Annotated in this window: 16 protein-coding genes; 5 read left to right on the forward strand and 11 right to left on the reverse strand. The window is 62.8% G+C overall.

Annotated features, from left to right (window positions below):
- Positions 1-61: 61 nt before the first annotated feature.
- Positions 62-265: a cold-shock protein gene (locus tag RDCOP1_RS17320; protein ID WP_072703116.1), complete on the reverse strand. Its 204-nt coding sequence runs from the start codon at positions 263-265 to the stop codon at positions 62-64.
- A 201-nt stretch (positions 266-466) separates the two neighbouring features.
- Here RDCOP1_RS17320 and RDCOP1_RS17325 point away from each other — a divergent pair, with 201 nt between their 5' ends.
- Entirely contained in the window at positions 467-1,687 is a 1,221-nt protein-coding gene (locus RDCOP1_RS17325) for a pyridoxal phosphate-dependent aminotransferase (protein WP_072703119.1), read from the forward strand.
- 353 nt (positions 1,688-2,040) lie between these two features.
- Positions 2,041-3,330: a YibE/F family protein gene (locus tag RDCOP1_RS17330; protein WP_072703130.1), complete on the forward strand. Its 1,290-nt coding sequence runs from the start codon at positions 2,041-2,043 to the stop codon at positions 3,328-3,330.
- A 1-nt stretch (position 3,331) separates the two neighbouring features.
- On the opposite strand, the gene RDCOP1_RS17335 is transcribed toward RDCOP1_RS17330, so the two are convergent.
- Complete coding sequence (locus RDCOP1_RS17335) at positions 3,332-4,759, reverse strand: DUF7159 family protein (protein ID WP_072703133.1); 1,428 nt, start codon at positions 4,757-4,759, stop codon at positions 3,332-3,334.
- 157 nt (positions 4,760-4,916) lie between these two features.
- On the opposite strand from RDCOP1_RS17335, the gene RDCOP1_RS17340 reads away from it, so the two are divergent.
- Entirely contained in the window at positions 4,917-5,432 is a 516-nt protein-coding gene (locus RDCOP1_RS17340) for an arsenate reductase/protein-tyrosine-phosphatase family protein (RefSeq protein ID WP_072703798.1), read from the forward strand.
- Here RDCOP1_RS17340 and RDCOP1_RS17345 read toward each other — a convergent pair.
- Positions 5,403-7,004 (reverse strand): tyrosine-protein kinase domain-containing protein, encoded by a 1,602-nt coding sequence (locus RDCOP1_RS17345; RefSeq protein WP_072703135.1) that lies wholly within the window; start codon positions 7,002-7,004, stop codon positions 5,403-5,405. The two genes, RDCOP1_RS17340 and RDCOP1_RS17345, sit on opposite strands and share 30 nt — an antisense overlap.
- Before the next feature lie 571 nt (positions 7,005-7,575).
- On the opposite strand from RDCOP1_RS17345, the gene RDCOP1_RS17350 reads away from it, so the two are divergent.
- Both RDCOP1_RS17350 and RDCOP1_RS17355 read left to right on the forward strand, forming a co-directional pair.
- Entirely contained in the window at positions 7,576-9,408 is a 1,833-nt protein-coding gene (locus tag RDCOP1_RS17350) for a DUF4012 domain-containing protein (protein ID WP_072703137.1), read from the forward strand.
- Positions 9,409-9,452: 44 nt separating this feature from the next.
- On the forward strand, positions 9,453-10,559 hold the full coding sequence (locus RDCOP1_RS17355) for a glycosyltransferase (RefSeq protein WP_072703139.1): 1,107 nt from the start codon (positions 9,453-9,455) through the stop codon (positions 10,557-10,559).
- A 224-nt stretch (positions 10,560-10,783) separates the two neighbouring features.
- Here RDCOP1_RS17355 and RDCOP1_RS17360 read toward each other — a convergent pair whose 3' ends face one another.
- The 8 genes from RDCOP1_RS17360 to RDCOP1_RS17395 all read right to left on the reverse strand — a co-directional run bounded on the left by RDCOP1_RS17360 (position 10,784) and on the right by RDCOP1_RS17395 (position 21,284).
- Positions 10,784-11,698 (reverse strand): glycosyltransferase, encoded by a 915-nt coding sequence (locus tag RDCOP1_RS17360; RefSeq protein WP_169651420.1) that lies wholly within the window; start codon positions 11,696-11,698, stop codon positions 10,784-10,786.
- 214 nt (positions 11,699-11,912) lie between these two features.
- A complete protein-coding gene (locus tag RDCOP1_RS17365) occupies positions 11,913-13,097 on the reverse strand; it encodes an oligosaccharide flippase family protein (protein ID WP_072703145.1) in 1,185 nt (394 codons plus the stop codon).
- A complete protein-coding gene (locus RDCOP1_RS17370) occupies positions 13,094-14,398 on the reverse strand; it encodes an O-antigen ligase family protein (protein WP_072703148.1) in 1,305 nt (434 codons plus the stop codon). The genes RDCOP1_RS17365 and RDCOP1_RS17370 overlap by 4 nt, the downstream gene beginning before the upstream one ends.
- Positions 14,399-14,590: 192 nt before the next feature.
- On the reverse strand, positions 14,591-15,697 hold the full coding sequence (locus tag RDCOP1_RS17375; RefSeq protein WP_072703150.1) for a glycosyltransferase family 4 protein: 1,107 nt from the start codon (positions 15,695-15,697) through the stop codon (positions 14,591-14,593).
- Positions 15,694-16,761: a glycosyltransferase gene (locus RDCOP1_RS17380; protein ID WP_072703153.1), complete on the reverse strand. Its 1,068-nt coding sequence runs from the start codon at positions 16,759-16,761 to the stop codon at positions 15,694-15,696. The genes RDCOP1_RS17375 and RDCOP1_RS17380 overlap by 4 nt, the downstream gene beginning before the upstream one ends.
- The gene (locus tag RDCOP1_RS17385) at positions 16,758-17,807 is read right to left on the reverse strand and encodes a glycosyltransferase (protein ID WP_169848921.1); all 1,050 of its coding nucleotides are present in this window, start codon (positions 17,805-17,807) and stop codon (positions 16,758-16,760) included. Before RDCOP1_RS17385 ends, RDCOP1_RS17380 begins: the two co-directional genes overlap by 4 nt.
- A 110-nt stretch (positions 17,808-17,917) precedes the next feature.
- Positions 17,918-19,456 carry a sugar transferase gene (locus RDCOP1_RS17390; protein ID WP_084722683.1) on the reverse strand — a complete coding sequence of 513 codons (1,539 nt, stop codon included), beginning with the start codon at positions 19,454-19,456 and terminating at the stop codon, positions 17,918-17,920.
- Between the two features lie 907 nt (positions 19,457-20,363).
- Complete coding sequence (locus RDCOP1_RS17395; RefSeq protein WP_072703158.1) at positions 20,364-21,284, reverse strand: SDR family oxidoreductase; 921 nt, start codon at positions 21,282-21,284, stop codon at positions 20,364-20,366.
- Positions 21,285-21,312: the final 28 nt, after the last annotated feature.

Below are 21,312 nucleotides of genomic sequence, written 5' to 3' on the forward strand. Positions count from 1 at the left end.
GACACGGCGACGGCGCCGCACCCTTGGGTGCGGCACCGCCGCGCGGTCAGCAGAGATGCGCTCAGATAGTGCGCACGCCCTGGGCCTGCGGGCCCTTCTGACCCTGGCCGATTTCGAACTCGACGCGTGCTCCCTCGTCGAGCGACTTGAATCCCGAACCCTGGATCTCGGAGTAATGAACGAAAACGTCCGCGCCCCCGCCGTCCTGCTCGATGAATCCGAAGCCCTTTTCTGCGTTGAACCACTTGACAGTGCCCTGCGCCATACCACTTGCTCCTAATCTTCCCGCCCGTCACCCCGACGCGCGGCCTTGCTGGAGACCCAATCATCGCACTGATCCGGACATTCGGCGCGGTGGATCCCGTCTTAATTATGCGTGTCGGGAAAATCCGGGTGAAAACGGTTTGGTGGACGGTGGCACCATGGAGCCGTGACTAACGAGGAACAGGGCCAGCTTCACCACCGCATGAGCCGCCGTTTGGAGCAGTCGTCCAAGCTCCAGAACGTGCTGTACGAGATCCGTGGACCGGTGCACGCACACGCCGCGCGACTCGAGGCGGAGGGCAATCGCATCCTCAAGCTCAACATCGGCAACCCCGCGCCCTTCGGGTTCGAGGCGCCCGACACGATCGTGCAGGACATGATCGCGGCGCTACCCCACGCGCAGGGGTACTCCGAATCCAAGGGCATCGCGCCGGCCCGGCGCGCGATCGTCACTCGCTACGAACTGGTGCCGGGCTTCCCCAAGTTCGACATCAACGACGTCTACCTCGGCAACGGTGTCTCCGAACTCATCACCATGACGATGCAGGCGCTGCTCGACGACGGCGACGAGGTGCTCATTCCGGCACCCGATTACCCGCTGTGGACTGCGATGACGTCGCTCGGCGGAGGCACGCCCGTCCACTACCTGTGCGACGAGAGCAACGGCTGGAACCCCGATATCGAGGACATCGAGTCGAAGATCACCGAGCGCACCAAGGCGATCGTGGTGATCAACCCGAACAACCCGACCGGTGCCGTCTACTCCCGCGAGGTGCTCGAGCAGATCGTGCGGCTGGCGCGTAAGCACCAGCTGTTGCTGCTCGCGGACGAGATCTACGACAAGATTCTCTACGACGAGGCGAAACACGTCTCCCTGGCGACACTCGCTCCCGACCTGCTGTGCATCACCTACAACGGGTTGTCGAAGGCGTACCGCGTCGCGGGCTACCGGTCCGGCTGGATGGTCATCACCGGCCCGAAGGACCACGCCGCCGGATTCCTCGAGGGGATCGACCTGCTGGCGTCCACCCGCCTGTGCCCCAACGTTCCGTCGCAACATGCCATCCAGGTGGCACTCGGGGGATATCAGAGCATCGACGATCTGGTGCTCCCGGGCGGGCGGTTGCTCGAGCAACGGGACGTGGCGTGGGAGCGCCTGAACGCGATTCCGGGCGTGAGCTGCGTCAAGCCACGTGGTGCGCTGTACGCGTTCCCTCGCCTCGACCCCGAGGTGTACGAGATCCACGACGACGAGCAACTCGTGCAGGATCTGTTGCTGCAGGAACGCATCCTGGTGACGCAGGGCACCGGCTTCAACTGGCCCGATCCCGACCACTTCCGCATCGTGACGCTCCCGTGGGCGCGGGATCTCTCCGTCGCCATCGAGAGGATCGGCAACTTCCTCTCGAGCTACAAGCAGTAGGCGCCACGCCCGAAATGCTCCGGGCCGCATTTGATGCCGAACGGTGACGTCCGCCCGCTAGAGGCGAAGGTCCCTGTTCGGCTCCTCGCCGGGCGTCGGGTGCTGGGCGATCTGTCGCATTCGTGAGGAGCGCCACAGGATCGAGGACCCCGAGAGCCCCCAAAAACAAGTAGCTTGGATTCCGGCACTCAGTGCCGGGCTCCCTGACTGCCGCCACCCCCCCTGAGCGAAGTCAGGTGAAGGTGGCGGGGACACCCCCCTGCTCCCCGCCACCACCAGCCCACTGTCGTCCGGTGCCTCGCGCATCGTGACCGGCGACCGCCCGCAGGCGTCCCGCACGAGGTGACTAGCCTGTGCCCGTGAGTCACGGACACGGACACGGCCACTTCGAGGGCCCCGCCCCACTGGGCCCCCTCGCCGCGAGAATCGTCATCGGATTGCTGACGGTGATCGGCGCAGTCGTTCTCCTCGGCACTGTGCTGCTCTGGCCGAGCAGTCCATCCATCGAGGTTCCGGCACCGTTCCAGACCACCGGGGGCGACGCGGTGGTCACCGAAGCCGGAACGATCGTCGAGCAGGGGCCCGGTGCGTGCGGCAGTCCGTCGTCCGGACGTGTGTTCCCGGACGACCCGCTTCCGCCGCCCGCCGGCGGGGCCTACGAGTGCGAGCGCAGCATCATCTCGATCGAGTCCGGCCCCAACGCCGGCGCCTTCACTCTGCTCGAGGTCGTTCCCGGCCCGGGCCAGCCCGAACTGAGCGCCGGCGACGAGATCCGGATCGTCCGCCAGACCGACCCGACCGGTGCCACCCAGTACTCGTTCTACGATTTCGCGCGTGGCCTGCCGCTCGGCCTGATCATCGCGACCTTCGCAATCGTGATCGTCGCCGTCGCCCGCTGGCGCGGCTTGCGGGCACTCATCGGTCTCGGTGTGGCCTTCGCAGTGCTCGTCATGTTCATGCTCCCCGCGCTGCTCGACGGAAAACCGGCGGTCCCCGTCGCACTGGTCGGCGGCGCGCTGATCCTCTATGCCGTGCTGTATCTCGCACACGGGGTCAACCTGCGCACCAGTTCTGCGTTGCTCGGCACACTCGCCTCGATGGCACTCGCCGCCTTGCTGTCGTACGTCGCGATCCGGATGACCCATCTGACGGGCCTGTCCGAAGAACAGAACACCGACGTCCAGATGTACATCGGTACCGTGTCCATCAGCGGGCTGCTTCTGGCGGGCTTCATCATCGGCTCGCTAGGTGTGCTCAACGACGTCACGATCACGCAGGCGTCGTCGGCGTTCGAACTGGCCGCCCTGGATCCGCGCGCGTCGCGCCGGGAGATCTTCGGATCCGCGATGCGGGTGGGCCGCGATCACATCGCGAGCACCGTCTACACGCTCGTCCTCGCCTACGCGGGTGGCGCGTTGCCGCTGCTGTTGCTCTTCTCCGTCGCGGGCCGGTCGATCTCCGACGTGGTCACCGGCGACGCGGTGGCAGTCGAGATCGTGCGTGCCTGCGTCGGTGGCATTGCTCTCGCGCTCTCGGTCCCGCTCACCACAGCGATCGCCGCCGTCCTGTCGCGGGCCGGGAGCCCGGCCGTGGCGCCCGGCCGCCACTCCCGCGCGACGGGCAACGGGGATCCCGGCCGGTAGGTCACAAACCGGGGACGCGCAGCTCCGGGAGCCGGGGCAGTTCGATGGTCGGGAGCGGCGGCAAGGTCGGCACCGGGATGTTCAGACCCGGGATCTGCGGTTCCGGAGTCGGTTCCGGGGCCGGCGGCGGCGGCACCGGTCGCGGTTCGTACGTCGTGGACGTTTCGGGGGCGGTCGTCGTGGGAGTGACCGTCGCCGGCGACACGGCAGGCGCGGGCAGCGGCCGCGTCGACGATGTCGTCGGACGTTCGAACGACTGGGTCGGGCTCGTCCCACCGTCCGCGGGCGCCCCGAAGACGGAGTTCCCTGCGCTGAGCGCGATACCGATCACCGCGACGACAGCCAGCGCCGACCCCGCCAGTCCCGCACCCGAAATCTGCTTGCCGCTGACCGCGGGTCCGCGCCACGACAATCCCGACCACCAGGTCTTCGCTTCGTCGTCCCTGATGATTTCCGGGGTCTTCTCCGGGGGACGCGTCGACACCGCCGCCGTCACCACCGGGATGCGGTCCGTCTCTTCACCGGTCGGCGCGGGTCGCGGGGGCACGATCCGGGTGAGCGGGCTGATCGGCTGCGACGACGGGGGTTTCGCGGCAACGATCGCGCCACCCTTCGCCAGCACGAGTTCGGGCTCGTGCGGCACCACCAGCGGCAACTTCAGCCACGACCGCAGTACCTCCTGCACCAGCGGCACGTGCGCTCCGCCCCCGAGCAGGACGACGGCCTCAGGGTTACGGTTCGACCGGGCGATGACGTTGTGCACGAACTGCGCCGACGATTCGACGCACTGGGAGATCAACGGGTCGAAGGTCTCGCGGGACATGAACACCACACCGGCGGCTCCCGGCACCGCGACGGTGTCGGATTCGGAGAGCTTCTCTTTCGCCTGCCGGCACTGTGCCGACAACTCGTTGTCGGTAGTCGGATCGTCGGGGCGCCACACGCCGTTCGTGTCGAGCGCATGTTCGCGGATGGCATTGTCGAATACTCGGCCACCGATCGAATCGGTTCGTTCGGCCAGGACCTGTCCGGCCCGCAAGTCGACCACGGTCACCGTCAGGCCCGCGTCTCCGAGGTCGTAGAAGACCGCGGTGTTGCTGCCCAGCTCACCGGTCGCCTTCAGATAGGTCAGGGCCGCTTCGGGCTCGGACACCAGAGTGAACCGGTCGAGCTGCTCGACGGACATCGCGGCGCGCAGTCGGTCGGCCTGGGCCTGATCGCGGTAGACGAGGCCGACCGTCTCGATCGGATCGCCGGCCACGCCCGCCTGGAACAGCACACCGAGCGTGCTTGCCGCGAGCCGCGCCGGATCGTCTTTCCCCGTTTCCACGACCTGGAATTGGAAGCCCGCCGAGGGCGCTGTCCGGTCGACCGGACGCACGATGCGGACGGCGCTTTCCCCCACGGTCACACCGAGAACCGAACTCATCAGCCGCCTTCGACAGTTGTTCGCGCCAGCCGCGTCTGCTCCCCCGGCGCCTTTCGAATCGCTCCGATGCTACCCAATGCCGGGGACGACGCCAGGGCCGGTCGAGGATCGGTGTTCGACTCCGGTCCGTCTCGGCGACGTCCCCTACGATCGGCGGATGCGGATTCTCTTCGTGTGCACCGGAAACATCTGTCGCTCTCCTACCGCCGAAAGACTGACCACAGCATTTGCCGTCGAGTCGGGACGAGACGACCTCGACGCCCACAGTGCCGGCACCAGGGCCCTGGTGGGACACGGCATGGAACCGACCGCCGCGCTCGTGTTGCAGCATCTCGGCGGCGATCCGGACGGCTTTGTCGCACGGCGCCTGACCCCGGCCATCGCGGAGGACGCCGACTTGATCCTCACGATGAGCGAACAGCATCGGGGGGACGTGATCGAACTCGCACCGCGGATGATGCGCGTGACGTTCACGCTGCCGGAAGCCGTGCGTGTGCAGCAGAGTTCGGGCGCCGCGTCCGTCGCAGAACTGGCAGCGGCCCGAACGCAGTTCCCTGCGCCCGGGCCGGAAGACATCGTCGACCCGATCGGTCGTGACGAGGAGACGTTCGTCGAGGTCGGATCGGAGATCGCAGATCTGCTGCTACCCCTGCTCGCCCGAATCCGGAGCTGAACCGGTGGCCGGGCGCGGTGGCTTGTGGACCGCAGGCCACGACTCCAGCGGTTGATGGTTTTCCTTGGAGTGGCGTCCCGCAGGCCCGACCGGCCCGGTCAGCCTTCTGCCGTTGCCCGGTGCGTGTCGATGCGGGGCAGGCGGATCGATGGCCGGGCCGGGGACCGCCGGATCTTCGACAGCCTGCTTGGGTGCCGCCCCAGCGGCGTGCGCCCTCTCGGCGTCGTAGTAGTACCGGTACTCGTACGACGCGCCGCGTCCCTTCGCCGGAACCATCGTGAGAATCGTTCCGAGGAGTGTCGCGTCGACCGCTTTCAGGTTGCCGATCGCGCGGCCGAACTGGTCGCGGGTGGTCTTCCCGTACCGTGCGATGACCAGAGCACCGTCGGCGATGCGTGTGAGGATCGCCGCGTCGGTGACGGGCAGCAACGGCGGCGCATCGATGACGACATAGTCGAACCGGGACCGGAGATCGGTGACGACCTCCTCGGTATGTGCCGATCCGAGCAACTCCGAGGGGTTCGGCGGCAGCGCACCGGCGGCAAGCACCCACAGCGAGTCGAAGCGTGTCGACTGCAGCACGTCGTCGAGCGACGCCTGGTGCGCCAGAACCGTCGACAGCCCGGCGTCGCCCAAGGCACCGAGATACTTCGACACCCGAGGCCGGCGGAGGTCGGCCTCGACGAGCACCACCGGCTTGCCCGCTTCCGCCAGTACGAGGGCGGTGTTGATGGCCGTTGTCGTCTTGCCTTCGGTCGGGACCGAACTGGTGAAGACCAGTACGCGCGGAGGGTTGTCCACCTCGAGGAACTGCAGGTTGGTGCGCAGTTTCCGGTATGCCTCGGCGTCACCGCTGTGCGAGTCGGCGAACGTGATGGCCGGCGCTTCGTGCCGCGCTTTCTCCATCGGAATGACGCCCACGACGCCCGTGCCGGCGATCTCCTCGATGGTGTTGCGGTCCTTGACGGTGTTGTCGAGCCGGTCGCGCAGCACAGCAAGCGCGATGCCGAGCAACAGCCCCACCGCGAGGCCGAGCGCGACATTGCGGCTGGTCTTCGGGACGACCGGCGTCGACGGGGTGGCGGCGTACTGCTCGACGACCACCCGCGCGGTGGGCTCGCCACCCGATTCGGGCGTTTCGAGTTCGCGTGCCATGACCACGAATTCGTCCGACAGCGCGTTCGCGAGATCGCGAGCCCGCTCAGGCGATTCGTCGGTCACCGTGGTGTCGATGAGGACGGTATCCGGTGTGGACGACGCCGTGACGCGGGCGGCGAGTTCGCCCGGCGTCATATCCATGATGCCGAGTTCGTCGAGTGCCCGCTCGGCGAGGGTGGTTCCGGCCAGCAATTCTGTGTAGGACGCCACGCGCTGCTGCGAGAACAGGTTGCCCTGGTAGATCTCCTGGACCGACGCGCCCGACGTCGTCGACACGAACAGTCTGGTCCTCGCTTCGTACTGCGGCGTCGTGAGCAGTGACACGGTGAGTGCGGCGAGCCCCGCCACGACGGTCACCACCACGATGATCTTCCAGCGCGCCTGAAGAATTCGCACGTAGTCGTGTACTTCCATCAGGCCGCCTCCCTCGTTGCAGTGCCAGTGCGCTGACTCCCTGCCGGCACTGCGTGGAAGTTTCCGAGATCGGCTGCGGCAATGTATAACTCGATGTCGCCGTCACAGCGCCCGCCGAGATCGAGGGTGCGCCCGGCGTACCCCCACGACAGGCCGCTCACGGAGCGCACACAGAAGACGGGTGGGGGTCGAGTCGCTTAGAGAACTGCTGCGTCATCCAGCGGTGCGGTGCTGCCCCCGGGCGAACGAGTACACCGCGCAATCCCATGTCGTGCGCCGAAATGAACAGAATGTACGAATTCGATTCCTTGCGCATACCAGAGACCCCGCCGGCTCGAGGACAGCGGAAACGTTGCACCGCACCGTCACCTTGCCCGATATGACAGTTCCGATCGGTCGCCGAGCGACTTACACCCTGATCATCCCCGCTCGAATTGCCCGGATCTCCCGACTCTCATGTCTCGATCGATATCCGAAGTGTACTTACGGATACCGATCGGTACCACGTGAATGAACGGCCGATAGAAAGTCGGGCTATCGTCTTTACCGGAACCGATGAAGGGGTTCGAGCGTGAACGATGCTACCCGTGAGCCGGAATCGGCCGATGCGGGTCGGCGCAGGGTTCGCCGCCGGCTGTCCGACGAGGAAATCGTTGCTCGACGCAAGAAACGTCGTCGAGTCCGGATCGTCGGCGGTGCAGCACTTCTCGTCGCCGTCGGCTTCGTCGGCTGGCTGGGATACGAGGGGCTGCAGGCAAGATCGGACCTCGAGAAGGCCCAGGCCTTCGCGATGCAGGCCAAAGACGCACTGCTGTCGGGAGATACCCAGACGGCACCACGAGCGGCCGACGATGCCGATCGATATGCCCGAAAAGCCCAGAATTCCGTCGATTCATTTCCCTGGCGACTTACTTCCACTGTTCCGTTCATAGGAGATCCGCTCGACTCCACCCGTCAGATGACCGCGATCGTGAGCGGTCTGACGCAGGACGTTCTGCGGCCTGCGGTGGACGCGGGCAGCGCGGTCGCACCCGATCAGTTGATTCTCGAAGGCGCCCGGATCAACCTCACGGCACTGCGCGACGCCGCACCCGTCCTCGAAACCACTGCTGCCGCGATCACCGATCTCGACGCGCAGGCCCAGGCGGTCGACAGCACCTACGTCGGGCCGATCGACGACGCGCGCGTGCAACTCCAGGAGCAAGTGTCCGAATTGTCTGGGCTGCTGAACAATACGGCCACCGCCGCAAACATCGCGCCGGCAATGCTCGGCGCAGACGGACCACGGAGTTACTTCGTCGGCTTTCAGACCAATGCCGAGGCCCGAGGCACGGGTGGTCTGCTGGGTGGCTTCGGAGTAGCAAGAGCGGTCGACGGTGCCGTCAGCGTCGCCGACGTCACGAGCAACCGCGAGTTTCGATTCGACTACGCACCCATCGATCTCGGACCCGAATTCCAACAGGCATACGGTCGCAGCCGCCCCACGCAAGACTTTCGTAACAGCAACATCAGCAGTCATTTCCCTTACGCCGGACAGATCTGGCAGTCGATGTGGCAGCAGGAAACCGGCGAAAAGGTCGACGGCGCAATCGCCACCGACCCCGTCGCGCTGAGCTACGTCCTCGAGGTGGTGGGCGACGTGACATTGCCCGACGGGGAGACGATCACAGCGGACAATGTCGTGGAGTCGACGGAGTCGACCGCGTACACGCGGTTCGGGGACGACCAGGCCGCGCGGAAGAACTATCTGGAGACTGTCGCACATGCAGTTGTTCAGAAACTGGCCGGCAGTATTTCGCGTCCCCAAGCACTCCTCGAGGCACTCGGTCGCGCCGCAGGAGAGGGACGCCTCGCCGTCTGGAGTTCGGTACCGGAAGAACAGGAAGTGCTGGCGAGAGTTCCCCGCGGACAAATCGTTCCCGACGATCCCGCCCCCTACGCCGGCGTGGTGATCAACAACCTCGGGGGCAACAAACTCGACTACTACCTGGAGCGAGAGATCCTGTATACCGCCGGACCGTGCGAAGGCGAGACCCGCGATTCGTCCGTCACTGTGCGCCTCACCAACACCCTCCCCGCAGGTGACTACACCGATTACGTCGCGGGGATGTTCGACAATCCGGTCGGCGCACCCGTGGGCACCAACCTTTCGGATGTGGGATTACTTGCTACGCAGGGCGCCACGCTGAAAAAGGTGACCGTCGACGGCGACCCGGCCTTCGGAATCGGAGGCAAGGAACGCGGGCACCCGAAGTTCAGTGTGCAGGTGCCGGTGCGCTCCGGGGAAACGGTCGAAGTTGTCTATGAACTCGCTGAGCCGGTCGCTCCCGGCGAACCGCGTGTACCGCTCCAGCCGTTGGTCGATCGGCCAGGTCTCGAGGTCGATGTGCCACCTTGCAATTGAGGTCGATCGCGCCTCTTTCGACCCTGCGGAGATCGGAAAACACCATGAAGAAGTCGGTCGTCATCATCGGTACCCGCGGGTACCCCAGTTACTACGGCGGGTTCGAGACTCTGGTCAGGAACCTCGCGCCTTTCCTTTCCGCGAGGGGCTGGGAGGTAACGGTTTACGGCCGTGAAGGCGCGACCGAGGACCATGACTCCGGGCGTGATCCGTCTGTCAGGACCGTCCTCACCAGGGGCATCGATTCGAAGTCGCTCAGCACGCTCTCGTACGGACTCACTTCCAGCATCCACGCAGCGGTTACCCGTCCCGACGTCGCACTGGTCATGAACGTGGCAAACGGATATTGGCTTCCGATTCTCAAGTCGCGCCGCATCCCCACCGTAGTGAATGTCGACGGCATCGAATGGGACCGTGCGAAGTGGGGCAAGAAGGCAAGAACCGCGTTCAAGCTGGGTGCCCACCTCACCGCGAAGTTCGGCGACCGGATCGTTGTCGACTCACACGAGATCGAAAGGCGCTGGTGGGAGGACTTCCACCGCAGCGGGGATTTCATTCCCTATGGAGGCTCCGACCCGGGACCATTGCAATCGGTCGACGGTCTTACACCGGGAGGATACGCGTTGATGGTGGCACGGTTCGTGGAAGAAAACACGGTCGAAGCGTTCTTCGAAGCTGCGGAGGACATCTCCACGGATTGGGAAGTGGTGATCGTCGGGTCATCGGGTTACGGAGGGAAACTCGATCTACGAGCAGAGCAGCTGTCGAAAAACTCTCCCCGAATCCACTGGATGGGACATATCAGCGACGACCAGAAGTTGTTCTCGCTTTGGCAGAACTCCGGAGCGTACTTCCACGGGCACAGCGTCGGCGGAACCAACCCGGCATTGGTGCAGGCGATGGCTTGCGGCGCACCGATCGTCGCACGCGACACTGTGTTCAACCGTGAGGTGCTGGGCGACTCCGGACGATTCGTTTCGCCCACACCGAGCGCAATCACCGCCTCGATTCGCTCGCTGCTCGGCGACAACGACCGGCAGGCCGAGTTGCGCAGAAGTGCGCGAGACCGCCAGGCAGCGGAGTACACATGGGACATCGTGTGTAAGGCATATGAGACATCACTCCTCGATGCCTTGTTCTCGACGTTGTAGGGGCGCCGCGTGTCCGGTTCCGGAGATTCCCGACTTCTGGGAGTAACACAGCACCCACCAACCCGGCCACGACAATCAAAAAGACTGCCAGGTTAATTCGGGTTGACTACCACCTAATTCTGAAGGACCTCTTGATTGTCCACACGTTCCAGTCACCGATCGATAACGAATCACGACGCCAGCGTTCAACCAACGATCTCGACCACGAACCCTGACGGCGGAAATCATGCCGACACCTCCGCAACTATCCCAAGCATCCTCGATGAACGCGCTTGTACGCTGAAGGAAGACAGATCAAGGTCTTCGTTACTCACAACTGACCCGAGCCCTTGGAATGCGTCAGACCATGCCGAACGCTCAACAACGAGGATCTGTTCACCCGCAGCATTGGCCATCCGTCCAAGATGTACCGCGGGCGTGACAACCACCTTCACACCACAAGCCAAGTAATCGACCAGCTTCATCAGCGACGAAGATTTCACATACTCCGACTCCCTGAACGGTATCATCCCGACAGCGGAGGCCTTGAGAATGCGCAGGACATCTTCGTAATCGACGTTCCCAAGCTTATGCAGGTTCGGTGCATCACCGATCTCGCATAGCCGAGGTCCGCCGCCCGCTACGATGAACAACCAATCCGGGTTGGACTTGACAGTGTTGTTCAACAGATCGAAATCGATTCTTTCATTTATCCCTCCAGCATAGACAGCTACTCGGGTTCGGTGCCCACCCGGGTCTATCGAAGCGATCCGCTCGAGGTCCACGCCGTTTTCAGCACAGTAAGTAAACACACCGAACATTTCGAACTCGTCACGTAACGCTGGCGAAACCACGAACGTGGCGTCGGCCGCATCAGCGGTCCGCAATACATATTTCAGGTGCTGCCGACTACGCCGATCATGGCGGCGGTTTGCACTCGGATCCCAGTGCCTGTCGATTACGTCGAAAATCCGAAAACGCCAGGTTTCGAGTGACACAATCTCGGGGAAGAACCACCAGTAGGCAAGGAGTCCAGGGTTCACAATGTCATATCTCCTGATCATCGCACGCACAACATGTAGCAGATAAATTGATACAACTTTTCGCCACCATGTCGGGAAGGCAAGCGGAACAAAATCGAACAACCGTGGAAGCGTCACCACATGGAGATTTCGGTCGATCGTACAATATGTCGAGCGCCAGTTCCTGAACGAGACCGCAGTACGAAGTAGGTCTCTCGGATCCCGGCGCGGCCTCTGCGTTGAACGACACAGGTACCATACGTCGAGCGTCTTGGAGAGTTCGCGGGTCATTTGAAGTGAGGTTTGGTTGGCTTTCGATTCGAATGGAATGCCCCCCAACACAATTATCGATTCACCCGGATACATTCGACCTTCCTTTCCTCGATACCCGCAGAGCACACAAAAGCGCAAGAAAGAGCGACTCCGATATCAAGAGGGAGATCGCGGATGAAGTTGCGCCCCCACGAGCCAGCGCAATAAGAGAAACAATCTGCACGATCAGCGCCACGACGTAGAACGTCGTGGTCCGACCATACGCGCCCTCGGCAACGAGCGACGTAAGAACTACAGTCGCCCCATAAGCCAGCGGAATTTGAAGTGACAAAACCATGAGCGCCGGGGCGGACGCCCCCGCCTCGCCCCCGTAAACGAACTCCAAGATCGACTCTCCGGAGATGAACACGACCAAGGGCACGAAGATGGAAGCGCCTACCGTTACTAGAAATACACGAAGAATGCTGTATTCGTGCCGGACGAACAACGGCAACAAGACCGTCTGCAAGATATTTGCGGGGATGAGCAGCAACATCTGGATTCGCAGGGCCGTCGACAAGATGACAAATTCTGATTCAGCGAGTAAATACGATCCCCCGATCGTAAGGCAGGAAGCATAGGCGTGCACAACCAGAGCCTGAACGATCAACCACCTCGACGCATACATCCAATCGGGGCGGATTTTCGGGGTCAGCGAAGTAAAGTACAAGCGAAGCGAACCGTGCGACAGCCACACTATTGCCAAGAATGCCGCCAGAGAACCAGCTGAATACGCAAAGGCAGCGAACAGCGTTGGTGTAACAGAGAGGATTGCGATCCCAAGACCAGCTGTGACCACCGCCGAAGTCACTCGCCCCAGAGCGAGCGCTGACATGTTACCGCGCGCTTGGAGCAGATAAGTCGGCGCTGCAGCCGCGCCGAGCGGCGCCAGGACCAATGCCAGTGTCATACCGACGCCGGCGTTCATGCAAGATATCGGGACGACGATCGCGAGACCGATCATGGCGAGGACCAACTGGACCGAAGAGGTTTCGCGTACAACCACCCGCACCCGATCGCCCGCGGCGATACGCCGGACCGCGTGTGCAGTCAAACCCGCGTCTCCGACCACAGTGGCGTACATCAGAAGGGACTGCGCAACGCTCAGGTGCGCGAGTTCCGTCAGCCCGACCCGCCTCGCGAAATACGCTGTGAAGGCAAAGAGAGCGAGTTTACTTACTGCTTCCCCGAAACCCAGCGCGAAACTACCTCGCAGTATCCTCACGTCGCGGCCTTACGACCCGGATTGTTGTTTCCGGGTTTCCTCCTCGAATCGCCGCGCCCGCCGTTCGCCGCTGCAAGCCCGACCAACATCCAGGTCTCCAAAAGCCACAGGACACTCGTACCTATCGATATGGTCGTGTATGCGACCAATATCGCCGTGGCGACGCCGAAACCGATGGCCCTGCCGGCGCGCCTCCACACCGCAAACACAACCATCGAAACAACCAGCAGGGTGATTATTCCCCCGTCGTACAACAGCTGCAAAGGCAGATTACCGAGATACGACGGACGCATCATATCCGGCACGGTCGGATCGAGGTGTCGCTGTCCGAACGAGTTGAATCCCGACCCGAAAACAAAGTTCTCCGTCGATGACGAGATATCGCTCCACGCAACCTTCCAACTGGTGTAACGAACAATCTCGGTCCCGCCGGAGAAATCCAGCCCGGTAGCGAATTTTGCGAGCCCGGGATCATATCTGGTCGCAAGCGACAACCCGATCCAGCATACGACGCCCACGAATGCAGCAGAAGCAATGATCCTACCTCGCGTGAAACCGAGAATCGCCAGGGCTAGGACAAACGCCAGAAGCGCACCGCGCGTGTGCGTTGCGAGAATGGCAACAGGAGCAAGGAAGAGCATCGCAATGCGCAGACGAGAACTGAATTGGCGGAGCGGATCAGCTATGCAGATAACAGACCAGATACACACCAGGCCACCGAGAATATTCGCCTCGATGCTGAGCACATATACTGCGTAGCCGCCATACGCCGGATCGAATTGCGCACCGATGCTGTAGCCGGAAATATTCGACAGACCGTACAGAAGTATCGCAGTCAGCGCGACAGCAAAGTTCACCCACACTGCCGATCGGACGATGAGTCCGATGAAATCAGGGTTGACGGATATCCAGAATGCAGCCGTAGCGCACACCGCCATCCAGGCGAGGGTCGAAATCGATTTACCGACGTCTACCGAATGGAGTATCGAGACAACCGCGAGGTACGCGATCCAAAGGTATACGACAAGAAATAGATTGAGCTGGAACCTGGGGATTTTTCGTCGTTGTACGATATCGCCGAGTATCGAAATGAGAGCGGCTGCTCCGACTACGATCTCAGGACGCACGCTCGTCGGGCCGATCTCAGCGACCGGACGGGTGACGAACATTGCGAGGACGAGGCCGATCGCAAGGTACCGCCGGTTCGCCGCGAGGAATACGACCAGCAGACCACCGCCGACCATGAGGACGGCCCCGAGACCCGTGAAAGCCGCGGCCGCCCCACCACCGATTGCGACCACAACGACGCCCGAAATGGTGGGGATGTTCTCGGGGCGACCTCGCCGTACTGGAAGCGCGCGCGCAATTCGGGAGGTCGTAGACTTCCGATCCGCTCGAGGTTCCACCAGATCACCTATTGCTCGCCGATGCGACCCGGGCGGAGACGGCGAACAGTGATCCCGCCCGTCCGATGGAGTGACTTCGCTGCTTGTTCATCCGCCTCCCGCCTTCGTCCGCCCACTGGTAGCCGACTCCGCTGACGCGATGACGTCACAGACGACACACTCGCGAACCTCCCTCGAAAACTTCTTCAGAACCGATTCCCGAGGCGGCAAGTCTTGCCACCGTCCGCGGTTCACAAGCGCGGTTCGGATGAACGCCGCGAGGCCCTCTACGGAGGGCATTTCAAGAACGGACATTGCCCCTACGAGCGGCAGGACCTCGGCAGCACCGCCCTCCAGGTGCCCCAAAGTATGAATCCCTGACGCCCATGCTTCGAGCGGCACCAACCCGAAAGACTCTGGGCGCGTGGGGAAACAAGCCACAGCGTCGACGACTCCCTCAAGACTCTGCACGCCGTCGACCTCCCCGACGTACGTGATGCGCCGGTCGGTTGCCGCCTCATCGATTATCGCTGCCAAGTGATGTTCCTGGCCGGGGAACGGTCCACCCGCGAGAACGAGGGTCATCTCCATATCGCGAAGTGCAGGACACCGAAGGGCGCGGACAACCTCCAGATGCCCCTTGCGCCCATTTGTGCGTCCGACAACTGCGATCGCGGGCCCACAACCGGTAGTTTTCGCAGAGAGCGAGCTGACCGCGTCCGGGGAGAAAATTGGATAGGTAACCGATATTCTGTCCGCTGATATACCGCCCTTCGACAGCCATGCCTTGGCAGCCTCGCTGCACGCTGTAATCGGGAAGCTTCCGGCACGCAACAGCCGAATCAATACGACACCTACCGCCCCCCCTTGAATCTCGTGGACCGATACGTAGAAGCTCTGCCTCCGAAGCACCAGGAGTGGGATATAACTCGCCAAGGCAAGTGTCCAGACGACTACGAGATCTGCTCCGCGTATCACCGCCGGCATCCGCGGATTGCCAATTGCTTTCAGCGACTGGGCACGACGGAGCACGTGGAGTTCAGGATCGACGACAACGCGTGCACCGAGTGCCGTAAGCTTCTCCGTCAGAGGACCTTTCATCGGTAGCACAACCGCTACATCCCACGCTTTCGAGAGAAATATCGACACCTCGTCCAACAGCACTCTGCTCGCACCGTACATATCGTTGCTACCGTGCAGGAAAGTCACCTTCATGATCCGACTTCCTTCACCAAGAGGCGCCATCGGTCTCGGAATTGTTCTGGCCCCGTAGCAACTCCTGCCCGCTCGATCGATCTCTCGCGTGAAGATTCCCATGCCGACCTGTCGCAGATACTGATCATGGACTCGAGCAGTCTTGCCTCGTCAGCAGCGTAGTCACGCCCGTAAGCGGGATGCCCGCCCATTACCTCTGCTAGAGCGCCCCGGGCAGTATGTACAACCGGCAATCCGTGTGATGCGGCCTCCAGAGCGGGGAGGCAGAAACCCTCGTCCAGAGACGCCACTATCAAACAGAACGCGTTGTCGTACAGATCAGAAAGATGTCGGCTGCTGATTCCCCTGACGATCTCGATCCATTCATGCTCCGGATCCACACGGCCGATCGCGCGTTGCACGGCGGACTCCGCGTTGCCCGGCCGCGCAACCAATGTCAAACCGAAGTCGATGCCGCTCATACGGCGTACGGTCGACACGGTATTGACAACGATATCGAGCCTTTTATGCCGATCGGTGGACGCCACTGCGAGTACGGTCGGCTTTTGCATGCGTTCCTCATAGCCGGGATGGTTCGCGTTCGGCCGGGTTGATTGCGTCGGCCAAGGTATGACGACGATTCTGGTTTCCGGCCATCGTGCGAGTATCCGGTTCTTACTGTGCTCGGACGGAGTGACCACTACGCGGGCGGCGCGAACCGAGATACCGAAGGTCATCCTCGCGTACGCGTTGTAACCCCGGTCGAAAAGTGACGGGTGATCCAGAACCATCGTGTCGTGCATGATGACGATCGAGGGAAGATGTCGCGCGCCCATGCCCGTGTTGGTGCAATGCACGATGCAACAAGCATCGATTCTACTTGCAGTCCTCGGTGCATAGACGAAGTCCCACCTGAGCATTCCCGCCAACCGCCCGACCCTGGACTGCGGTTCTCTACCGACTGTCATCCGGTACACATCGGTGCCGCCGCCGGCAAGTGCACGGGCCACCTGCGTGGCCCCCATGCTCGAACCGCTGACCCCTCGTGCGCCGATGAAGTCGTTCAAAGCCACGATCATCGTCATGCCCCCGAAGCCAGTCGGTAGGAGCGTGAAAGCGCTTCGGCAAGAGTGCGTTCGGACAACTTCCTTGCCTGAACGAGAGCGATTCTACGATATTCGCTGCGGCGGGTCCGGTCTTCGGCCAGGTTCACGACCTTGTCGGAAAAATGACAAACAGCATCTCGGGGCATCGAACCGACTAGATCCTGTTCCGCCCACGGCATGGGATCGTCCACCAAGAACTCTTCGAGTCCAACCATCTCTTCCACTGACGTGTTCCGAAACGCCAGCACGGGGCAGCCACATGCCATAGCTTCGATAGGAGGCAAACCCTGGCCCTCGTAGGCACTGGGATAAATGAAACAAATTGACGCGGAATACAAGTCGCGGAGCCCCTCATCGCTCAACTCGCCGACTACCGTGCAATCCGGGAACTCGTGTGCCCTTATTCCCCGGCCGGCGATTCTGACCTGGATCTCCGATTTTCTGAGCTGTTTCGCGATCTGCTGAATCCAGTGATAGCGCTTCCTGTCATCCCGGGACCTCTGGTCGACGAGTGCACAAGCATAAGCAACCGGACCGTCGGCCTGCCCGCTCGGACCACGACGAAATGCAGCACTCACCGGGATCGGAGCCGTCACGATCTTCTCCGGCGCGACACCCAACCTGTCTGCGATGCGATTCGCCGTATAATTCGAGTTTGCAACGACGACATCGCATCTCGTAGCTTGGGAATGGTAGAAGTCGGTCTTCACGCCCCGCTTCGTATATCCGTCGAGGTCCAACGGAATTATGTCCTGTATCGAACAAACCCACGGACGCGTCTTGATCAGTGGAAGATGCGTCACGGTCGTCGAGTGGAACAACGAGACCTTCCTCAACTGCCCCAAGGTGCGTACGTGATCCAGGAAAGGAGTCGCCGGCACTCGGCAGTGCGATGTGGCGATCGGAACGACCTCCACACCGCGGATCTTTTGCGCCGCCGCTCTTATTTCCACGGTGTATCTTCCAAGGCCGCGGTCACCCCCGGGCTGCACGAGTGCGCCGACGTCAAGCCCGATTCGCGTCACGATGGCAGTACCCCTCCCGGTTGCACGGCGGATGCACTGGTACGTCGCCCTCGGTCACGACCGACTCGTTCGCCACTTCACGCTCGCCCGGCTTTCGCTGCACCCATCTCTCAGTACGCACCTTCGCTTAGCAGCACAGCCTTGACCGTCTTTCCGATGATCAGCACGTCGGTGACCATCGACCAGTTCTCGACATACGAGAGATCCAGCCGCACTGCCTCGTCCCACGAGAGGTCCGACCGTCCGCTGACCTGCCACAGTCCCGTCAGTCCCGGCCGCACCAGCAGTCGTCGGCGGACTCGGCCGTCGTACCCTTCCACCTCACGACGCAGCGGTGGGCGAGGCCCGACGACGCTCATTTCGCCGCGCACCACGTTGATGAACTGAGGCAACTCATCGATGCTGAAGCGTCGAATGATCCGCCCCACGCGCGTCACCCGCGGGTCGTCGCGCATCTTGAAGAGGAGTCCGGATCCTTCGCTCCGATCGAGCAGCGCAGGGATCTGTTCGTCGGCGTCGATCACCATCGAGCGGAACTTGATCATCGCGAACGATCGTCCGTCCAACCCGATGCGCTCGGCTCTGTAGAACACCGGGCCCTTGTCGTCGAGCCTGATCGCCAGCGCTACCAACGCGAACACCGGACTGAGCACGACCAGCACGGCCGACGAGAACATGAGGTCGAACAATCGCTTCCCGCTGCGCTTGGCACCGTGGTACCGCGGCTTCTCCACATGGATCAGCGGCAGACCGGCAACGGGGCGCATCTCCAGGCGCGGTCCTGCGACATCCACTACCCCGGTGGCAACGACAAGATCGGCTTCGAGCGGTTCGAGCATCCATACGAGGTCCTGAATGCCTTCGTGCCCTAGAGTTTCGGTGGCAGTCACCGCGACGGTGTCGGCACCGGAGATCTTCAGCGCCTCGTCCACCGACGATTCGTCGCCGTAGATGGGGATACAGCGTCCGCCGACATCGATATCCTCCCCGGGCACCCCTGAGTACCGGGGGACGCACACGCCGACGACGTAATACCCGTCGGCTTTCTTTCGCTCGAAGGTCTGCGCCATGTGCCGAACGGCACGAGCACCCCCGACGACCAGCACGCGCGTGCTGAACTGACCCGACCGACGTTTGCGCGAAACACCCTTACGCCACAACCATCGACTGAGCAGTAGGGTCGTCAAGCCCGCCGGCAGTGCGATCGCCAGATACCCGCGAGCAAGCTCCATCCGGAAGACGAGCGCCAAAATGGCGACGATGCCGAACAACCGGAGGGTGCTTGCGATGACGCGCTGGTACTCCTCGAAGCCGGAACCCACGACGCGCCGGGACCGGGTGCGGAACCCGGCGAGAATGATGATCCAGGCAGCCGCAAACGCGACGGAGACCAGTGTGTAGTCGAGGGCGTGGACAGCATCCACGGTCAGCAGACTGTCCTGACCGAACCGGATCACGTGCGCCGAAACGACCGCGAGAACCACGATCACGGCATCGGTCCAGAACAGCCGGCGCACGTATGCGCGTTGCCAGCTCGGCCGTTTTGCCGATGAACCGCCTCTGGGGTCCTCGGTGCGCACCTGTTCGCGACGTACCGCGCGCCGATCGAGAGTGGCTGTGGACCGTCGGTTTACGGGTACCGCGGTCATCGTGCCTTCGTCCTCATACGTGTCTCCTCCCCGAGACAACCGTCGACCCCCGAACTCGGGCCGAGACAAAGCGTCGGCCGGGAACGAGTCAGGCAAACCACCCCGAATGCCCTTGCGAAACGACGTAGACATCCACTACTGCTCACGGGTCGCTGGGGGCAACTATAACGTCACTTACAGCTCGTAGCATCTGAGAGCATCTTGAATTCCGACTTCAGCTATTACCCATCCTTCGCTGATCGTGCGGATTTCGATCTTGCATCTGGGACCACCCCGCCACATGCGTAACACGCACGGCCACAGCGGCACTGAAGCCTCGGGTGCGTGGAGAATCTACGCGAAGACTCCCACCGCTGTCTGTCTTGCGTAGTTCGAGACGTTTACAGGGGACAATTTCCGAATTCGTTCCGACCGCCTTCGGAAGAATGTCCTCATCCGGCGTCTGCGTCTCGGTGTCGGAGCGTCGGGACTGACGCGGGGAATCGGTCGGTAAAGGCCCAGGCCGAGGAAAGGTTCGTCATCCGGACCTCATTCGGGGGGTGGGCCCGCACTGAAGATCGTGGTTGGACGTCCGTTACCGACGGATCGCGATGTTCGGGCGTTTGTAATCCGAACGGATGAATTCGGTCCGCAATGTCCTGGTAAGCGTAACGAGAAGAGCCAGGCGCTGGATACACGGTGTGTCGCAAGCGAATACCGGGGAGGTTCGGGAGCGGCCGGTCTCGGGGAGGAGACTCGCGTGGGGGCGGACGTCGATCGTGGTGGACGGGAGGCCATCGGATCGGCGGCGGTGCGCGGGTCCGCGTGAGCGGACCCGCGCACGACCGCCACCTCCGCCCCAAAGGGCGGGGCCGGGTACGTCGGCGGCAGCGTGGGCCGGTTGCGCCTCGGCGCCTGCTGGACCGAGTTACGGGGAAGGCATCCCGCCGTTGACGTGGATCGTCGACCCGACCACATAGCTCGATTCCGGCGATGCCAGGAATACGTATGCCGGCGCCAGTTCGGTGGGTTGCCCGGCACGCCCCAGTGGTGTGTTCTGTCCGAATTCGGGCAGTTCCTCCTTCGGCTGTCCGTCGGAGGGTTGCAGCGGAGTCCAGATGGGCCCCGGCGCGACGGCGTTGACGCGGATGCCCTTACTCGCGAGCTGGTTCGCCAGTCCCTTGGTGAAGTTGTTGATCGCCGCCTTGGTGGAGGCGTAATCCATCAACGTCGGCGACGGCATGTACGCCACGATCGACGTGGTGTTGATGATGGTGCTGCCTTCACCCAAATGGGCCAGGGCCGCACGCGTCGTCCGGAACATCGCCAGGATATTCGTCTCGAAGGTCTCCTCGAGTTGCTCGTCGGGCAGTTCTTCGAGGCTGGTCACCGCGATCTGCTTGCCGGCATTGTTGACGAGGATGTCGAGCCCGCCGAGGTGCTCGGCTGCGTTGTCGACCACGCTGCGGCAGAACTCCGCGTCGGTGAGGTCGCCAGGCAGAGCCACCGCCTTTCGGCCGCTTTCCGAGATGATGCGGGCGACCTCCTGCGCGTCGGCTTCCTCCGCGGGCAGATAGGAGATCGCAACGTCGGCACCCTCACGCGCGAACGCGATCGCGACCGCCGCGCCGATCCCGGAGTCGCCACCGGTCACCAGCGCTTTCCGACCCTTCAGCCGCCCTGTCCCCCGGTACGAGAATTCGCCGATGTCGGCCCGCGGTGCCAGATCGGATTCGTGACCCGGTTCCGGTTGATGCTGCTCGGGCGGGGTGATCGACGGATAACGGGTCACGGGATTCTGGAAGTGGAGCTGGTCTGTCCGGGTTGTGTGGGCGTCATCCTCAGCCATCGGTGCCGTCCTGCGCTGCTCGGGTATG

This window comes from Rhodococcus coprophilus NBRC 100603 (assembly GCF_001895045.1).
GTDB lineage: Bacteria > Actinomycetota > Actinomycetes > Mycobacteriales > Mycobacteriaceae > Rhodococcus > Rhodococcus coprophilus.

Bases quoted from the DNA above. Each gene is read 5' to 3' on its own strand.
- RDCOP1_RS17320 (WP_072703116.1), bottom strand. From the start codon at position 265: ATGGCGCAGGGCACTGTCAAGTGGTTCAACGCAGAAAAGGGCTTCGGA.
- RDCOP1_RS17325 (WP_072703119.1), top strand. From the start codon at position 467: ATGAGCCGCCGTTTGGAGCAGTCGTCCAAGCTCCAGAACGTGCTGTAC.
- RDCOP1_RS17335 (WP_072703133.1), bottom strand. From the start codon at position 4,759: ATGAGTTCGGTTCTCGGTGTGACCGTGGGGGAAAGCGCCGTCCGCATC.
- RDCOP1_RS17340 (WP_072703798.1), top strand. From the start codon at position 4,917: ATGCGGATTCTCTTCGTGTGCACCGGAAACATCTGTCGCTCTCCTACC.
- RDCOP1_RS17345 (WP_072703135.1), bottom strand. From the start codon at position 7,004: ATGGAAGTACACGACTACGTGCGAATTCTTCAGGCGCGCTGGAAGATC.
- RDCOP1_RS17355 (WP_072703139.1), top strand. From the start codon at position 9,453: ATGAAGAAGTCGGTCGTCATCATCGGTACCCGCGGGTACCCCAGTTAC.
- RDCOP1_RS17375 (WP_072703150.1), bottom strand. From the start codon at position 15,697: ATGAAGGTGACTTTCCTGCACGGTAGCAACGATATGTACGGTGCGAGC.
- RDCOP1_RS17380 (WP_072703153.1), bottom strand. From the start codon at position 16,761: ATGACGATGATCGTGGCTTTGAACGACTTCATCGGCGCACGAGGGGTC.
- RDCOP1_RS17390 (WP_084722683.1), bottom strand. From the start codon at position 19,456: ATGACCGCGGTACCCGTAAACCGACGGTCCACAGCCACTCTCGATCGG.
- RDCOP1_RS17395 (WP_072703158.1), bottom strand. From the start codon at position 21,284: ATGGCTGAGGATGACGCCCACACAACCCGGACAGACCAGCTCCACTTC.